We start from the raw sequence: 16706 nt of genomic DNA on the forward strand, positions 1-16706 counted from the left end.
GCTCAGCCCTCCTCGGGCACGGCGCCCGGGCGCGCGTAGGTGCGGCCCTTCCAGGCGGCCCCGCGCCCGCGGTAGTGCTGCACGGCGGAGTCGACCGTCATCAGCAGGTACAGGAACGCGGTGAACGGCAGGAGCGGCGCGAGCCAGAGGGGCTGCCGGTAGTAGCGCAGCATCGGCAGGTACGTGCCGGCCATCACCGCCCACGCCGACGCCCCGACGAGCGCGGTCGCCGTACCGCCGCCGGCCGCGCCCACGGCCACGGCGGCCGGCGGCACCAGATAGACCAGCGCGAGCCCGGCGACCGTACCGAGGAGCAGCAGCGGGTGGTGCCGCAGCTGGGCGTAGGCGCTGCGGGAGACCATCCGCCACAGGTCGCGCAGCCGCGGATAGGGGCGGACGCTGTCCACCCGGTCGGCCAGCCCCAGCCAGATGCGGCCGCCGGTGTCCTTCACCGCGCGCGCGAGCGCCACGTCGTCGATGACGGCCTGCCGGATCGCCTCCGGGATGCGCGCCTTTTCGGCCATGTCCGCGCGCAGCAGGACGCAGCCGCCCGCCGCCGCGGCCGTGCGCGACCCCTGGCGGCCGATCCGGCGGAAGGGGTACAGCTGCGCGAAGAAGTACACGAACGCCGGGACCACCAGCCGCTCCCACAGGCTCGCCACCCGCAGCCGCGCCATCTGCGAGACGACGTCGAAGCCCCCGGTGCGGGCCGCCGCCACCAGCTCGCGCAGACTGTCCGGCGCGTGCGCGATGTCCGCGTCCGTCAGCAGCAGGTATTCGGGGTCACGCGCGCGTGCCGACTCGATGCCGTACCGCACCGCCCACAGCTTGCCCGTCCAGCCCGCCGGCGGCTCACCGGGCGAACCCACCGTGAGCGGCAGCCCGCCGTGCCGCCGGGACAGCTCACGGGCCAGCTCCCCGGTGCCGTCCGTGCTCCCGTCGTCCACCAGCAAGACCTCCGCCCGCCCCGGATAGTCCTGCGCCAGCAGCGACGGCAGACTGGCGGGCAGCACGGCGGCCTCGTCCCGGGCCGGTACGACCACACAGACCGGCGGCCACTCGTCCGGCTCCCGGCGCCGCGGCAGCCGGGCGTCGGTGCGCCAGAAGAAGCCCTGGCCGAGCAGCAGCCAGCACCAGGCGGCCAGTGATACGACGGTGATCCACAGGAAGGCGCTCACGGCCGCAGTCTGCCCCACCCGACCGGCTTACAAGGCGGCATCGTCTATCGTGGCCGGGTGAAGATCGCGCTCATGGACTCCGGAATCGGCCTGCTGGCGGCCACCGCCGCGGTACGGCGCCTGCGGCCCGACGCGGATCTCGTGCTCTCCCTGGACCCGGACGGCATGCCCTGGGGGCCGCGTACCCCCGAGGACGTCACCCGGCGTGCCCTGGACGTCGCCGAGGCCGCCGCGGCCCACAAGCCCGACGCGTTGATCATCGGCTGCAACACGGCCACCGTGAACTCCCTGCCCGCGCTGCGCGCCCGCCTGGAACCCGGCATCCCGGTCATCGGCACGGTCCCGGCGATCAAGCCGGCCGCGGCCGGCGGCGGACCCGTCGCCATCTGGGCGACCCCCGCGACCACGGGCAGCGCCTACCAGCGCGGTCTGATCGAGGAGTTCGCCGACGGCGTGCGGGTGGCCGAGGTGCCGTGCTGGGGTCTGGCCGAGGCCGTCGAGCACGCGGACGAGGCGGCCATCGACGCGGCCGTCGCCGCGGCGGCCGCACTCACGCCCGACGATGTAACGACCGTCGTCCTGGGCTGCACCCATTACGAGCTGGTGGCGGAACGTATCCGCGCCGCCGTCCAGCGCCCCGGCGCCGCCCCGCTCGTGCTGCACGGCTCCGCCGGAGCGGTGGCCGCGCAGGCGCTGCGCCGGCTCGGCGAACTCCCCGCACCCGAGGCCCCCGCCGAGGGCACGCTGACGGTCCTGCTGAGCGGCCGGCCGGGCCCGCTGCCCGCGCCCGCGCTGCACTACGCCGAGGGACGGCTGCTGCCGGCCACCGGCCCGCTCGCCGACCGCAGCTGACCCGCACCGGTTCGGCCCCCGTCCGCGGCGGCCCGGGCCCCGGTCTGGGCCGCACGGAGCAGTCACCCACCGCGAGCGGCTCCCCGCGCAGCGAAACCTGAGTAACCTCGTAAACATGAGGGACCACCCCGACGCCGACGACACTCCGCCCCCGGACGTCTGGACGGGACGCGCCACCAACCGGGTCCAGTGGCTGCTGGCCCTGGTCGGTGCCGCCTGCATGGCACTCGGTATCGAACTGGCCGTCGACTCGGCCTGGACCTCCGGCACGGCCCCGCTGGTGATGTCCGTCGTGGGCTGCATCGCGGCCGGTCTGCTGGTCCTCTTCGGCACGCTCGCCTTCGTGCACGTCGACCTCAAGCTCGACAGGGAGTGTGTCGAGGTGCGCTGTGGGCACGTCGGACTGCCGCGCCGCCGCATCCCGCTCTCCCACGTGGCCGGCGCCGACTTCACCGCCCTGGTCACCCCCCGCCAGTGGGGCGGCTGGGGCTACCGCTGGCGCCCCGAGAAGGGCACCGCGGTCGTCGTACGCCGTGGCGAGGGCATCGTGCTGCGCCTGTGGGACGGCCACACCTTCACCGTCACCGTGGACAACGCGGAGTCGGCGGTGAGGATCATCAGGGACCGCCTGCGGACGATCAGCCCGGGCACGGCCGGCTGAGCCGGCCCGCCCGGCTCTCCGCTCACCGTCCCGGTGCCGCGCCGACGCCTGCCCAGGGCCGGGCCGTGGCCCAGCCGGCCAGGAGCGCGGCGCCCGCCGTCACCGTCGTGAAGCTCAGGGCGTTGCTCACCGAGGCGAGGGCGGCCAGCGCGGTCAGGGCCGGGCCCGCGGTGAGCGCCACCGGTGTGGAACGGGGGCTGCGCCACAGCGCGTACAGGACCCAGCAGAACACGGCGACCAGCAGGAACACCCCGACCAGCCCCTGCTCGGCGGCCTGCTGCAGCGGGGCCGAGTGCGGTCTGCCGTCGGACAGCAGGGTCCGCGGCGCGGCTGTGCTCAGCTCGCCGAACCGGCCGGGGCCGACCCCCAGGCCGCTGTGCCGGCCCGCCACCCCCAGGGCGTCCCGCCACAGCCCTACCCGGTGCGCGGTGAACCGGTCATCGAGCGCCCCGGTGAGGCCGGCGGGCAGCACGTCCGCGGCGAGCGCCCAGATCGCGGCCGCGACCAGGCCCGCCGCAACGGCCGGTCCCGCCAGCCACGCGCCCCGGCCGCGCGCCGCGCCCGCGGCGAGCGAGCACAGCAGGACGGCCGCGCTGGCCGCGCACCCGGCCGCCGATCCGAGCACGGCGCCGGCGGCCACGACGGCGCAGGCCAGCGCCCGCAGTCCGAACCGGAGGGCCGGTACGCCCGTCGCCCAGGCGGCACAGCACGCGGCGCCGGTGGCCAGTGCCAGCAGCGCGGCCGTCGCGCCGGCGTGCCCGAGCGGGGCGGCGTACCAGGGACCGGGGGAGAGCCCGGGCAGCGCCAGGGCGAGGGCGAGTCCCGCCACCGCGCCGACGCAGGGCGCGGCCACCGGCAGCAGCGCACCGGAGACCCGGCCCGCGGCATAGCCGGCGGCCACGGCGAGCACCGCGAGCAGCATGCCCTCGGGCCGTCCGTCGTGGGCCGCCGCGGTGATCAGCGACCACCCGGCGCAGGCCCCCAACAGGATCATGCCCGTCCCGTCGGAAACGTTTCTTCGCGTGCTGTAGACGTCCGCACCGTATGCACCGGTCACGGATCCCGTCCCCGTCGACCCCACCCGTTCGCCCCTCGTACCCGGTCCCCCGACCTGTGGCAGGCCACGGCCGCGTACCGGTTCCGGCCGCGCCGCCGAAGCTGGGCACACCGTAACGGCTCATGGGCGATTTGGGGATGAGGCGCGGGGAAACGCTGTGATTCCGCCACATAACGGCGATCCTCCCAGCAAGGGCGCTCGGCCGCCTTCAACGTGTCCACCAGCGACAACCGCCGGTGTTCCGGTGCCGGACCGTGCTGTCGGCGGTGATGGCGACCGCCGTACACTCACCCGGGTGACCGTCACCGCACCTTCCGTGGACCAGCCGGACCAGCTCGAACCGCGCCCCGCCCCCGGCGTGCGCGGCGGCCGGATCCTGCGCCTGGTCCCGGCCGCCGCCTCCGCGCTGAGCGGAGTGCTGCTCTACGTCAGCTTTCCGCCGCGCACCCTGTGGTGGCTGGCCCTGCCCGCCTTCGCCGGCTTCGCCTGGGTGCTGCGCGGCCGGAGCTGGAAGGCGGCGCTCGGCCTCGCCTACCTCTTCGGCCTGGGCTTCCTGCTGCCGCTGCTGGTGTGGACCGGCGTGGAGGTCGGTCCGGGGCCCTGGCTGGCCCTGGTCGCGATCGAGGCGGCCTTCGTAGCGCTGGTCGGCGTCGGCGTCGCCGCGGTCTCCCGGCTGCCCGCGTGGCCGGTGTGGGCCGCGGCCGTGTGGATCGCGGGCGAAGCGGTACGCGCGCGCGTGCCGTTCCGGGGCTTCCCCTGGGGCAAGATCGCGTTCGGTCAGGCGGACGGCGTCTTCCTGCCGCTCGCCGCGGTGGGCGGCACCCCGGTGCTCGGCTTCGCGGTCGTCCTGTGCGGCTTCGGCCTGTACGAGGCCTGGCGGCTGATGGCCGAGCGGCACCGGACGCACACCGTGCGGCCGGCCGCCGCGACCGCCGCGCTGCTGAGCGTGGCCGTACCGCTGGGCGGCGCGCTCGCGGCCCGCGCGCTGGTGAGCGACAAGGCGGAGGACGGCACCGCCACCGTGGCGCTCATCCAGGGCAACGTGCCGCGTTCCGGACTGGAGTTCAACGCCCAGCGGCGGGCGGTGCTCGACTACCACGCGCGCGAGACGCACAAGCTCGCCGCCGATGTCAGGGCGGGCAAGGTCCCCAAGCCGGACTACGTCCTGTGGCCGGAGAACTCCTCCGACATCGACCCGTTCGAGTACGCCGACGCCTCCCTCGTCATCGAGCAGGCGGCCAAGGACATCGGCGTCCCCGTCTCCGTCGGCACGGTGGTGGAGAAGGACGGCAAGCTGCTCAACGAGCAGATCCTCTGGGACCCGGCCAAGGGACCGACGCAGACCTACGACAAGCGGCAGATCCAGCCCTTCGGCGAGTATCTTCCGCTTCGCTCGCTCGTCGGAGCCATCAACAAGAGCTGGACCGACATGGCCCACCAGGACTTCGACCGGGGCACCAAGCCGGGTGTGTTCGACATCGACGGCGCCAAGGTCGGCCTGGCCACCTGCTACGAGGCCGCCTTCGACTGGGCCGTGCGGGACACCGTGACGCACGGGGCGGAGATAATCTCCGTGCCGAGCAACAACGCCACCTTCGACCGCAGCGAGATGACGTACCAGCAGCTCGCCATGTCCCGGATCCGCGCGGTCGAGCACAGCCGTACCGTGACCGTGCCGGTGACCAGCGGTGTCAGCGCGGTCATCATGCCGGACGGGCGGATCACCCAGCGGACCGGCATGTTCGTGCCCGCCTATCTCGTCCAGAAGGTGCCGCTGCGCACGTCCACCACGCCCGCCACCGAGCTGGGCATCCTCCCGGAGATCGCCCTGGTGCTGGTCGCCGCGGGCGGGATCGGCTGGGCGATCGGGTCCGGACTGCGCGCCCGGCGCGCCGGTGACGTGTAGCCGTACGACCACCGTATGACCGTCGTACTACCCCATAACCGGCCGGGGCGTGGTGCGGCGGCCCGTTAGGGTCGGCTCATGGCTACTCCCGAATTCATCCGCACGCTCAGGGCCACCGCCGGCCGACAGTTGCTGTGGCTCCCCGGGGTCACCGCGATCGTCTTCGACGACGAGGGCAGGGTGCTGCTCGGCCGGCGGTCCGACACGCGCAAGTGGTCGGTGATCGGCGGTATCCCGGAGCCGGGTGAGCAGCCCGCGGCCTGCGCCGTGCGGGAGGTCTTCGAGGAGACGGCGGTGCACTGCGCCGCCGAGCGGATCGTCCTGGTCCAGGCCCTTGACCCGGTGACCTACCCCAACGGCGACATCTGCCAGTACATGGACATCACCATCCGCTGCCGGGCCGTGGGCGGGGAGGCCCGGGTCAACGACGACGAGTCGCTGGACGTCGGCTGGTTCGAGGTGGACGCGCTACCCGAACTGCACGAGTTCGGGCTCTTCCGGATCAAGCAAGCCATGTCGGAGGCACCCACATGGTTTGACCCTATGGATGCCAGCTGAAGTATGGGTGGTCACCACATGTGGTGACCGATGGGTTCCGCTTAGGGTCGGCACATGACCTCGCCCACCCCCCTGCCCGGTCCCGACCTCCGGTCCCAGGCCCTCGCGCTCGATCTCGACGGCCGTACCGCGCTCGTCACCGGTGCCGCCGGCGGTATCGGCCGCGCCTGCGCGCTGCGGCTGGCCGCCGCCGGGGCCGAGGTGCGCGCCGTCGACCGGGACGCGGCCGGCCTGGCCGAGCTGGCCCAGCAGGCGGAGCGGACCGACGGCCTCGCGGGCACCGTCGTGCCGCTGGTCGTCGACCTCACCGACCTGGACGCCGCCGAACGCGCCGCCGCCGGCACCGATGTGCTGGTCAACAACGCCGGACTGCAACTCGTGCGGCCCATCGAGGAGTTCCCGCCCGAGGTGTTCCACACGGTGCTGACCGTGATGCTGGAGGCACCCTTCCGCCTCATCCGCGGCGCCCTCCCGCACATGTACGCGCAAGGCTGGGGCCGGATCGTGAATGTGTCCTCCGTCCATGGTCTGCGCGCCTCCGCCTTCAAGTCCGCCTATGTGGCCGCCAAACACGGCCTCGAAGGCCTGTCCAAGACGGCCGCACTGGAAGGCGCCGCCCACGGTGTGACCTCGAACTGTGTGAACCCGGCCTATGTGCGTACCCCACTGGTCGAGAAGCAGATCGCCGACCAGGCGCAGGCGCACGGCATCCCCGAAGAACGGGTGCTCTCCGAGGTCCTGCTGAAGGACAGCGCCGTGCGGCGGCTCATCGAACCCGAGGAGGTCGCCGAGGCCGTGGCCTACCTGTGCAGCCCGCAGGCGTCCTTCGTCACCGGCACCTCGCTCGTCCTGGACGGCGGGTGGACGGCCCACTGACCGGCCCGGCGGCGCCGGCTCCGGCTCCGGCTCCGGGAGTTTTCCACAGGCCTGCCGGGCCGGCCGGCCGATACGGAATCCTGTGACCATGTCCCGCGATCACCTGCAGTCGGCACCCAGCGGCAGCGCCGAGGCCCCCTACCTCGACCTGCTGGCCCGCGACGCCTCCGTGGAGGCCTACGAGCAGCCCGTGCTGCTCGCCCGCGCCGCGGGCGAGCCGGCCGGCCGGCTCGCCGCGCTGGAAGAGGCCAGACTGCTCGCCCTGCGCGTCCGCGCGGAGCTGGAGGGCCGCCGGCGGCGCGAGGCGGAGCTGTCGGCGCTCTTCGAGACCGCCCACGACCTCGCGGGACTGCGCGACCTGGACGCCGTCCTGCAGGCGATCGTGCAGCGCGCCCGCTCCCTGCTCGGCACGGACGTCGCCTACCTCAGCCTCAACGACCCCGCCCGCGGCGACACCTACATGCGGGTCACGGAGGGCTCCGTCTCCGCGCGCTTCCAGCAACTGCGCCTCGGCATGGGAGAGGGGCTCGGCGGACTCGTCGCCCAGACCGCGCGGCCGTACGTCACCGACGACTACTTCCAGGACGGCCGCTTCCAGCACACCCACGCCATCGACGCCGGGGTCCGCGACGAGGGCCTGGTCGCCATCCTCGGGGTCCCGCTGATGCTCGGCCCGCACGTGATCGGCGTCCTCTTCGCGGCGGACCGGCGCGCGCGGGTCTTCGAGCGCGAGCAGATCGCCCTGCTCGGCTCGTTCGCCGCGCTCGCCGCGGCGGCCATCGATACCGCCAACCTGCTCGCCGAGACCCGGGCCGCCCTGTCCGGCCTGGAGCGCGCCAACGAGATCATCCGGGACCGCAGCGCCGTCATCGAGCGTGCCTCCGAGGTCCACGACCGGCTCGCCGAACTCGTCCTGCGCGGCGGCCAGGTCCACGACGTGGCCGCCGCCGTCTCCCAGGTCCTCGACGGCACCGTCGAGTTCACCGAGGCCGCGGCGGCACCGGCCGGGGCACTGGAGGCGTCCCGGGCCGAGGGCCACGCCGTACGGCACGGCACGGACTGGATCGCCGCGGTGGCCGCCGGCGGCGAACTCCTCGGCGCCCTGGTCCTGCGCGGCCACCCCGGTCTCGACCCCGTCGACCAGCGCACCCTGGAGCGCGCCGCGATGGTCACCTCCCTGCTGCTGCTCGCCCGCCGCTCCGCCGCCGAGGCCGAACAGCGGGTGCGCGGCGAGCTGCTGGACGACCTGCTCGACGCCCGCGACCGCGACCCGCGCCTGCTGCGCGAACGCGCCAGCCGCCTCCAGGCGGACCTGGACGCCACCCATGTCGTCCTCGCCGCCCGCCTCGACGGCCCGGCGGCCGACGCCGACGAGGAGGCCGCGGCCCGCCGCCGGCTGTGGTCCGCCGCCTCCCACCTCGCGGCCACCCGGCACGGACTGGCCGCGGCCCGCGACGGCGGCACCGTCCTGCTGCTGCCCCTCGGCGCCGGCGACACCGCCACGGAGGTGGCCCGGCGCACCGCCCGTCATCTGGGCACGGCCGTCCACCAGCCGGTCACCGTCGGCGCCTCGGCACCCCTCACCGACCTGGCCGGGAACCCCGAGACCGTGGCCGCCGCCTATGCCGAGGGCCGCCGCTGCCTGGACGCGCTGCACCTGCTGGGCCGGGCCGGGGACGGCGCGGCGGCCGAGGACTTCGGCTTCCTCGGCCTGCTCCTCGCCGGCGAACGGGACATCGCCGGCTTCGTCGAGCGGACCATCGGCCCGTTGGTGTCGTACGACGAGCGGCGCGGCACGGAACTGCTGCGCACCCTGGACGCGTACTTCGAAAGCGGGATGAGCCCGGCGCGCACCAAGGACGCGCTGCACGTGCATGTGAACACGGTGGCGCAGCGGCTGGAGCGCGTGGGCCGCCTGCTCGGCGCGGACTGGCAGACCCCCGCCCGGGCGCTGGAGATCCAACTGGCCCTGAGACTCCACCGGCTGGCGGCGCCTGGACGGCACTGACCGGCCCCGCGCGGGGCCGGTCGGTACGGAGGCCGTCGAGGGCGGCCGATCAGACGGTCCGCGCCTCGGCGGCCGGAGCCGCCGCAGCGGACTCGCCGCCGTCCTCCTCGACCCGGGCGAGATCCCGGTGCCGCGTCTCGCGCGCGACTCCCACGGCGACCAGGGTGAGCACGGCGGCGGCGATCACGTACAGCGCGATCGGGGTGGAGTTGCCGTAGTCCGAGAGCAGCGCGGTGGCGACGAGCGGAGCGGGCGCACCGGCCGCCACGGAGGCGAACTGGGCGCCGATGGAGGCGCCCGAGTACCGCATCCGGGTCGCGAACATCTCGGCGAAGAACGCGGCCTGGGGCGCGTACATCGCTCCGTGCAGCACCAGGCCGACGGTCACGGCGAGGATCAGGTACCCGAACGACCCCTTGTCGACCAGGGCGAAGAACGGGAACATCCACAGCCCGACACCGGCGGCGCCCAGCAGGTACACGGGCCGCCGACCGACCCGGTCGGACAGCGCGCCCCAGGCCGGGATGACGGCGAAGTGCACGGCGGAGCCGATGAGCACGGCGTTGAGCGCGGTCTGCTTGGAGACGCCGGCCGAGGTGGTGGCGTAGACGAGGATGAAGGCGGTGATCACGTAGTAGCTGATGTTCTCCGCCATCCGGGCGCCCATCGCCACGAGCACGTCCCGCCAGTGGTGCCGCAGCACGGAGACGAGCGGCAGCTTCTCCTCCACGTCGGCCCGGCGCGCCTCGGCCCGCTCCAGCGCCTCCTTGAAGACGGGCGACTCGTCGACGGACAGCCGTATCCACAGACCGACGATGACGAGCACGCCGGAGAGCAGGAACGGAATCCGCCACCCCCACGAGCCGAAGGCGTCGTCGGACAGTACGGCGGTGAGCAGCGACAGCACACCGGTCGCGAGCAACTGCCCGGCCGGCGCGCCGGTCTGCGGCCACGAGGCCCAGAAGCCGCGCCGCCGCGCGTCGCCGTGCTCCGACACCAGCAGGACGGCACCGCCCCACTCACCACCGAGTGCGAAGCCCTGCACCAGCCGCAGCATGGTGAGCAGCACGGGCGCGGCGGTACCGACGGTGGCGTGCGTGGGCAGCAGCCCGATGGCGAACGTGGCGCCGCCCATCAGCACGAGACTCAGCACCAGCAGCTTCTTCCGCCCCAGCCGGTCACCGTAGTGCCCGAACACGAGCGCCCCCAACGGCCGCGCCGCGAACCCCACGGCGTACGTCAGGAACGACAGCAGCGTCCCGACGAGCGGGTCGGAGTCCGGAAAGAACAACTTGTTGAACACCAGCGCGGCGGCCGAGCCGTACAGGAAGAAGTCGTACCACTCGATGGTGGTGCCGATGAGACTGGCGGCGACGATCCTCGGGAGGCTGGACGGGGCTGGTGGAGCGGTCGCGGGGGAGGACATCGGCACCACTTCCTGGCGTGTGACGGGGACGCTTGCGTGTCGCCACACCGTAGGAAGGTGCAGGTCAGAGGCGTATGTGGCGGGACACCATAGTTCTGGGCGCGACAGTGCGTGCCACCACCATGGAGGCGGTGTCGGGACCTCCGCGGTGGCCTCAACTGGGGCGCAAGGGGCACTGTCCGCGACAGGCCGGCTACGGCCCTCCCCTGTTGCGCGACCTGGGGGCCATTCACTCACGCCGACGACCAGTCGGGGTAGGCGATCGCACGGCGCCGAGGTTTATACAGCTGTCCTACACAAGCGTCTTGTACACGCGTATAGATGTCGGCTACCGTGAACCCATGAACACCGACAACGCCAAGCGTTCCGCGCTCACCATCGACGGCCGCACCCTGTCCTACGTGGACTTCGGCGGACCCGGCCGCCCGCTGCTCGCCCTGCACGGGCACATGTCCGAGGGCATGTCGTACGCCGATCTCGCCGCCCGCCTCGCCCCGGACTGGCGGGTCATAGCGCCCGACCAACGCGGCCACGGGGACTCCGACCGGGCGGCCGACTACAGTCGGGAGGGCTACCTCGCCGATCTGGAAGCCCTCATGGACCACCTGGGACTGGACCGCGCGGCCCTCCTCGGCCACTCGCTCGGCGCGATCAACGCCTACCAGTTCGCCGCCCGCCATCCCGAGCGCGTGACCGCGCTGGTCAACGGCGAGGGCTGTGCCGAGCTCGGCCTGGACGGCAGCAACCCGCTGGCGTTCGTGCTGAACCTTCCGGAGGGCACCCGCCCCAGCCGGCAGGCGTTCGTGGCGCAGCTGGGCCCGTTCGCCCCCTTCCTCGAATCCGCCGTTCGCGTGCGGCCGGACGGAACTTGGGGCCTGCACTTCCACCCCAAGGACATCTACGAATCCGAGGACCAGGTCCACGGTGACCACTGGGCGGACTGGACCGGCTCCGCCTGCCCGGCACTGCTGATACGCGGCGCCGAAGGCGGTGTGCTGTCGGCGGAGCAGGCAGCGCAGATGGCCGCTCGGCGGCCCGGCACCCGTCTCGTCGAACTGAGGACGGACCACTTCTTGTACGCCAACGACCCGGTCGGCTTCGCGGACGCGGTACGGGACTTCCTGGCCTCGGCATAGCCATGGCCCGCGGCCTTTCCGGCCCCCACGGATGGATCACGATGCGGCCTTCTTGAGGCGCCTCCAGCAGATGAGGCCGCAGGCCAGTGAGACGCAAGTGTCGTGGAGTTCAAGGCGCCTCTCCCAGCGCACAGCAAGGCGTTTGAACTGGTGAAGCAGGGCGAAAGTCTGCTCCACGACGTAGCGCAGCTTGCCCAGGCCCTTGATGTTCGGGGCGTCCTTGCGGGAGATCACCGGCAGGATCCGGCGATGTCGTACCGCACCTCGTACCGCCTTCGAGTCGTAGGCCTTGCCGCCCAGGACGGCTTCAGGGCGCTTACGCGGACGGCCCGGGCGTCCGGCTACCGACGGAATGCCGTCGACCAGGGCGAGGGTCTGGGTGACGTCGTTGACGTTCGCGGCGGTCGTGATGACATGGAGCGGAGTGCCCTTGCCGTCACAGATCAAGTGGTGTTTGCTGCCCGTCTTCCACCGGTCGACCGGAGACGGACCAGTCGGGGTTCCCCCTTCTCGCGCGGACGTGAGAGCCGTCCACACAGGCGCGCGACCAATCCAGCTCGCCGGCCGCATTCAGTTTCGCCCGCAAGATGCGGTGCAGCTGCTCGAAGACTCCAGCCTGCTGCCATCGACCCAGCCGACGCCAGCATGCCTGTCCGGAGCCGAACCCCAGCTCTAGGGGCAGCAGTTGCCAGGCGATGTCCTGAGCGGACGGATCGCCGGAGCCAACCGGTGCGAGCCCATACTCCACCGGAGGAGGGGGGACCGTCCTGGAACGCCGCGACGGAGCGGTGTTGTTGTCGCATCTGCTGACCGGAACCCCGGTGCCCGGCCTGGGGGACGCCGTGACACCGCTCCGGATCCGCTTACAGGCTCGCTCTGTGAGTCGCGTGGGCGACGTCGTTGTTGTCGGAACAGCACTCAACGATATGCAAGTTGCTGTGTCTATCGGGGTGCGCAGGCAGCCGAGGTTGGTGCCGAGCGAGGCGGACTCTGTCAAGCTCATCGGCGACTTCCTGCACGTCGCGCGTGACAAGTGGGCGTTGGTGGACAGTGGACGCTGGAAACCCGCCTGCTGCGGAGGGCAGTTGGACGGAGTCCCAGGATCGGCTGTGCCGCCTGAGCCTCGGCTGATCGGTGTCACATCCGGGTGCCGCACGCCGGATTCCCGGCTGCCCGTCGTCTCGCCGGAGGTTGACGGCGCGTTCAACTCCTTGTGAAGACATCCCAATTCGGCGCTCCCTTGTCTTCATCTCTTGACGTGTCTGGTGCAGACCTTTAAGTTCACCGATCACCGAGCTTCCACGGACACGCTCGTCGTTCATTCATGTGAACACCCCCCACACCGTCAGCCACTTCTGAAGGGCTGTGACCCCCCATGATGGTCAGACGTTCCCTCGCGCGCTCCACCGCGCTGCGCGCCACCCTCGCGACTGCAGCACTGACTCTCTCCGCCGGTGCGATCACCGTGTCGCCCGCGGCGGCGGCCACCGGCAGCATCACCGGTCTCGGGGGCAAGTGCCTCGACGTGGCCGGCGCGAGTTCCACGAACGGCACGGCCGTACAGCTCTACGACTGCAACGGCACCGCCGCCCAGCAGTGGACTGTCGGCTCCGACGGGACCATCCGGGCCCTGGGCAAGTGCCTTGACGTCACCGGCAACTCGACCGCCAACGGCGCCAGGCTCCAGCTGTGGGACTGCGGCGGTGGCGCGAACCAGAAGTGGACGGTCAGTGCGGCCCGCGACATCGTCAATCCGCAGGCCGACAAGTGTCTCGACGTCACGGGCAACACCTCTGCCAACGGCACCGCCATACAAATCTGGAGCTGCACCGGCGCGGCCAACCAGAAGTGGACCGCACCCGTCGCCGACGGGGGCACGACCCCGCCGCCCTCCACCTCCGCGCCGATGGCCGTCGCCCCGTACATCTACAACGGCTGGGGCAGCCCGCCCAGCCCCACCACCGTCATGAACGCCACCGGCGTCAAGTGGTTCACCCTGGCCTTCATCCTCAGCAACGGCTACTGCAACCCCCAGTGGGACGGCGGCCGCCCGCTGACCGGCGGCGTCGACCAGCAGACCGTCAACACCGTGCGGGCGAACGGCGGCGACATCATCCCGTCCTTCGGCGGATACAGCGGCAACAAGCTGGAGAGCTCCTGCTCCAGCGCCGGCGAACTGGCGGCCGCGTACCAGAAGGTCATCAACGCCTACGGGCTCAAGGCCATCGACATCGACCTGGAGGCCGACGCCTACAGCAACACCACGGTCCAGCAGCGCACCGTGGACGCCCTCAAGACCGTCAAGGCCAACAACCCGGGCATCAAGGTGTACGTCACCATCGGCACCGGCCAGAGCGGCCCCGACACCAGCCTGATCAACAGGGCCGCCGCGTCCGGACTGACCGTGGACAGCTGGACCATCATGCCGTTCGACTTCGGCGGCGCCGGCCAGAACATGGGCACGCTCACTCAGCGGGCCGCGGAGGGCCTGAAGACGGCGCTCAAGAACGCCTACAAGTACACCGACGACCAGGCGTACCGGGACATGGGCATCTCGTCCATGAACGGCATCACGGACGTCAACGAGACCGTCACCACGGCCGACTTCCAGACCATCCTGGCCTACGCACAGCAGCACCACCTGGCGCGGCTGACGTTCTGGTCGGTCAACCGTGACCGTCCCTGCTCCGGCGCCTACCCGAACAACGACACCTGCTCGGGCGTGGCCCAGAACGCCTGGCAGTTCACCAGCATCTTCGCCAAGTACACCGGCTGACGGACGCGCTCCGCCCTTACACCCCCATCACCACAGGAGAAATTCGTGCTCAGACGGAAGAGACTTTCCGGCCGCCACCGGATACCGACGGTTCTGACCGTGGTCGCGCTCGTGGCGAGCACCGCGTCCGGCATCGCGTACGCCTCGCAGGACTCGGCGAACGCGCAGACCGCGGCGGCCGCCGCCCTGCCGACCGGCTATACCACCGTGGTCAACAAGGGCAGCGGCAAGTGCGTCGACGCCCGCTCGGCCGCGAGTGCCGACGGCACCGCCGTCCAGCAGTACTCGTGCAACGGCAGCACCGCCCAGAACTGGCAGCTGGTGGCCACCAGCGGCGGCTACTACCGAGTGAGCAGCAATCTCGACGCCACCAAGGCCTGGGACGTCACCGGCGTTTCCACCGCCGACAACGCGACCGCCCAGCTGTGGACGTACTCCGGCGGCAACAACCAGCAGTGGATGCCCGTCGCCGAGGCGGACGGCGCCTATCATTTCGTCAACCGCAACAGCGGGAAGTGCCTGGACGTCCCCAGCGCGTCCACCGCGGACAGCGTGCAGCTGGTGCAGTACACCTGCAACGGCACCGCCGCGCAGTCCTTCATCCTGGGTGGCGGAGGCACGACGAACCCGCCGGGTACTCCGGACTTCGGTCCCAACGTGACGGTGTTCGACCCGTCGATGTCGGCGTCCAGCATCCAGTCCAAGCTGGACTCGGTCTTCTCCCAGCAGGAGACCAACCAGTTCGGCTCGGCCCGCCAGGCTCTGCTGTTCAAGCCCGGCACCTACACCGCCAACGCCAACGTCGGCTTCTACACCCAGGTCGCCGGCCTGGGCTTCTCGCCGGACGACGTGACCATCAACGGTTCCGTGCACGCGGAGGCCGACTGGTTCCAGGGCAACGCCACCCAGAACTTCTGGCGCGACGCCGAGAACCTGTCGGTCAACCCCGCCAACGGCAGCGACCGCTGGGCCGTCTCCCAGGCCGCCCCGTACCGGCGCATGCACGTGCGCGGCAACCTCGCGCTCGACGACGGCGGCTGGTCCAGCGGCGGCTTCATCTCCGACACCAAGGTCGACGGGCAGATCCAGTCCGGCTCCCAGCAGCAGTTCCTCACCCGGAACTCGCAGATGGGCAGCTGGTCCGGCTCCAACTGGAACATGGTCTTCGTCGGCGACCAGGGCGCGCCCGCCCAGTCCTTCCCGACGTACACCAACGTCGCCAGCTCACCGACCATCCGTGAGAAGCCGTTCCTGTACGTCAACAGCGCCGGCGCCTACCAGGTGTTCGTGCCCGGGCTGCAGAGCAACGCCGTGGGCACCACGTGGAGCGGGAAGACCCCGGAGGGCAAGTCCCTGCCGATCGACCAGTTCTACATCGTCAAGCCCGGCGCCACCGCGGCCGACATGAACACCGCTCTCGCGGCCGGCAAGAACCTGCTGGTCACCCCCGGTGTCTACCACCTCAACCAGACGATCAACATCACTCGCCCCGACACGGTCGTGCTGGGCATGGGCCTGGCCACCTTCGTGCCGGACGGCGGGATAACAGCCGTCTCCACCGCCGACGTGGACGGCATCGAGATCGCGGGCCTGCTGATCGACGCGGGCACCACCAACTCCCAGACACTGATGCAGATCGGTCCGGCCGGTTCGTCCGCTTCGCACGCGGCCAACCCGATCCAGCTGTCCGACGTCTTCATCCGGATCGGCGGCGCCACCGTCGGCAAGGCGACCAATTCGCTGGTGATCAACAGCGCCAACACGATCATCGACCACACCTGGATCTGGAGAGCCGACCACGGCAACGGCGGCACGGTCGGCTGGAGCACCAACACCGCGGACACCGGCCTGGTGGTCAACGGCAACAACGTGACCGCATATGGCCTGTTCGTCGAGCACTACCAGAAGACCCAGGTCATCTGGAACGGCAACGGCGGCAGAACGTACTTCTTCCAGAACGAGATGCCCTACGACCCGCCGAACCAGTCCTCCTGGATGAACGGCAGCGGAAAGGGCTATCCCGCCTACAAGGTCGCCTCCTCCGTCACCTCCCACGAGGCATGGGGGCTGGGCAGCTACTGCTACTTCAGCGCCAACTCGAGCGTGGTCGCCGATCGCGCCTTCGAGGTGCCAAGTGTGTCAGGGGTCAGGTTCCACGACATGGTGACCGTCTCGCTGGGCGGTGTCGGCACCATCAGCCATGTCATCAACAACACCGGAGGACCGTCCAACTCCAGCACCAACGTCGCCTACCTCACCAACTACCCGTAAC

The 16706-nt window shown here is 71.6% G+C and carries 13 protein-coding genes; 9 read left to right on the top strand and 4 right to left on the bottom strand.

From position 1 onward, the window contains the following. Positions 1-2: 2 nt before the first annotated feature. Complete coding sequence (locus tag ACIP4Y_RS12605; RefSeq protein ID WP_401391530.1) at positions 3-1196, bottom strand: glycosyltransferase; 1194 nt, start codon at positions 1194-1196, stop codon at positions 3-5. A 39-nt stretch (positions 1197-1235) separates the two neighbouring features. On the opposite strand from ACIP4Y_RS12605, the gene ACIP4Y_RS12610 reads away from it, so the two are divergent. Together ACIP4Y_RS12610 and ACIP4Y_RS12615 are read left to right on the top strand one after the other, a co-directional pair. Then, on the top strand, positions 1236-2030 hold the full coding sequence (locus tag ACIP4Y_RS12610; protein WP_358645775.1) for an aspartate/glutamate racemase family protein: 795 nt from the start codon (positions 1236-1238) through the stop codon (positions 2028-2030). A 115-nt stretch (positions 2031-2145) separates the two neighbouring features. Then, complete coding sequence (locus ACIP4Y_RS12615) at positions 2146-2691, top strand: hypothetical protein (RefSeq protein ID WP_358645773.1); 546 nt, start codon at positions 2146-2148, stop codon at positions 2689-2691. A 22-nt stretch (positions 2692-2713) separates the two neighbouring features. On the opposite strand, the gene ACIP4Y_RS12620 is transcribed toward ACIP4Y_RS12615, so the two are convergent. Next, positions 2714-3685, bottom strand: coding sequence for an O-antigen ligase family protein (locus ACIP4Y_RS12620; protein WP_401392508.1), 972 nt, complete (start codon positions 3683-3685; stop codon positions 2714-2716). Positions 3686-4043: 358 nt separating this feature from the next. Between ACIP4Y_RS12620 and lnt the strand changes: the two genes are divergently transcribed. The 4 genes from lnt to ACIP4Y_RS12640 all read left to right on the top strand — a co-directional run bounded on the left by lnt (position 4044) and on the right by ACIP4Y_RS12640 (position 9096). Then, positions 4044-5654 carry an apolipoprotein N-acyltransferase gene (gene lnt / locus ACIP4Y_RS12625; protein WP_401391534.1) on the top strand — a complete coding sequence of 537 codons (1611 nt, stop codon included), beginning with the start codon at positions 4044-4046 and terminating at the stop codon, positions 5652-5654. Positions 5655-5732: 78 nt separating this feature from the next. Continuing rightward, positions 5733-6212, top strand: a complete 480-nt coding sequence (locus tag ACIP4Y_RS12630; RefSeq protein ID WP_401391537.1) for an NUDIX hydrolase — start codon at positions 5733-5735, stop codon at positions 6210-6212. 54 nt (positions 6213-6266) lie between these two features. After that, the gene (locus tag ACIP4Y_RS12635) at positions 6267-7088 is read left to right on the top strand and encodes a 3-hydroxybutyrate dehydrogenase (protein ID WP_401391540.1); all 822 of its coding nucleotides are present in this window, start codon (positions 6267-6269) and stop codon (positions 7086-7088) included. A gap of 88 nt (positions 7089-7176) precedes the next feature. Further along, positions 7177-9096, top strand: coding sequence for a helix-turn-helix domain-containing protein (locus ACIP4Y_RS12640; RefSeq protein WP_401391543.1), 1920 nt, complete (start codon positions 7177-7179; stop codon positions 9094-9096). Positions 9097-9145: 49 nt separating this feature from the next. On the opposite strand, the gene ACIP4Y_RS12645 is transcribed toward ACIP4Y_RS12640, so the two are convergent. Next, positions 9146-10522, bottom strand: a complete 1377-nt coding sequence (locus tag ACIP4Y_RS12645; RefSeq protein WP_401391546.1) for an MFS transporter — start codon at positions 10520-10522, stop codon at positions 9146-9148. Between the two features lie 341 nt (positions 10523-10863). Here ACIP4Y_RS12645 and ACIP4Y_RS12650 point away from each other — a divergent pair, with 341 nt between their 5' ends. Next, the gene (locus tag ACIP4Y_RS12650; RefSeq protein WP_401391549.1) at positions 10864-11658 is read left to right on the top strand and encodes an alpha/beta fold hydrolase; all 795 of its coding nucleotides are present in this window, start codon (positions 10864-10866) and stop codon (positions 11656-11658) included. 36 nt (positions 11659-11694) lie between these two features. Here ACIP4Y_RS12650 and ACIP4Y_RS12655 read toward each other — a convergent pair whose 3' ends face one another. Beyond that, positions 11695-12228, bottom strand: a complete 534-nt coding sequence (locus ACIP4Y_RS12655) for an IS5 family transposase (protein WP_401391552.1) — start codon at positions 12226-12228, stop codon at positions 11695-11697. 805 nt (positions 12229-13033) lie between these two features. Here ACIP4Y_RS12655 and ACIP4Y_RS12660 point away from each other — a divergent pair. Both ACIP4Y_RS12660 and ACIP4Y_RS12665 read left to right on the top strand, forming a co-directional pair. After that, positions 13034-14434, top strand: coding sequence for a lectin (locus tag ACIP4Y_RS12660; RefSeq protein ID WP_401391555.1), 1401 nt, complete (start codon positions 13034-13036; stop codon positions 14432-14434). 45 nt (positions 14435-14479) lie between these two features. Then, entirely contained in the window at positions 14480-16705 is a 2226-nt protein-coding gene (locus ACIP4Y_RS12665) for an RICIN domain-containing protein (protein ID WP_401391558.1), read from the top strand. Position 16706 lies beyond the last annotated feature (1 nt).

It is taken from the genome of Streptomyces sp. NPDC088810 (genome assembly GCF_044750305.1).
Classification (GTDB): Bacteria; Actinomycetota; Actinomycetes; order Streptomycetales; family Streptomycetaceae; genus Streptomyces.

Excerpts from the sequence above, each read along its gene's own strand:
- ACIP4Y_RS12660 (WP_401391555.1), top strand. The coding sequence starts at position 13,034 with ATGATGGTCAGACGTTCCCTCGCGCGCTCCACCGCGCTGCGCGCCACC.
- ACIP4Y_RS12640 (WP_401391543.1), top strand. The coding sequence starts at position 7,177 with ATGTCCCGCGATCACCTGCAGTCGGCACCCAGCGGCAGCGCCGAGGCC.
- ACIP4Y_RS12630 (WP_401391537.1), top strand. The coding sequence starts at position 5,733 with ATGGCTACTCCCGAATTCATCCGCACGCTCAGGGCCACCGCCGGCCGA.
- ACIP4Y_RS12645 (WP_401391546.1), bottom strand. The coding sequence starts at position 10,522 with ATGTCCTCCCCCGCGACCGCTCCACCAGCCCCGTCCAGCCTCCCGAGG.
- ACIP4Y_RS12620 (WP_401392508.1), bottom strand. The coding sequence starts at position 3,685 with ATGATCCTGTTGGGGGCCTGCGCCGGGTGGTCGCTGATCACCGCGGCG.
- ACIP4Y_RS12615 (WP_358645773.1), top strand. The coding sequence starts at position 2,146 with ATGAGGGACCACCCCGACGCCGACGACACTCCGCCCCCGGACGTCTGG.
- ACIP4Y_RS12650 (WP_401391549.1), top strand. The coding sequence starts at position 10,864 with ATGAACACCGACAACGCCAAGCGTTCCGCGCTCACCATCGACGGCCGC.
- ACIP4Y_RS12635 (WP_401391540.1), top strand. The coding sequence starts at position 6,267 with ATGACCTCGCCCACCCCCCTGCCCGGTCCCGACCTCCGGTCCCAGGCC.
- ACIP4Y_RS12655 (WP_401391552.1), bottom strand. The coding sequence starts at position 12,228 with ATGCGGCCGGCGAGCTGGATTGGTCGCGCGCCTGTGTGGACGGCTCTC.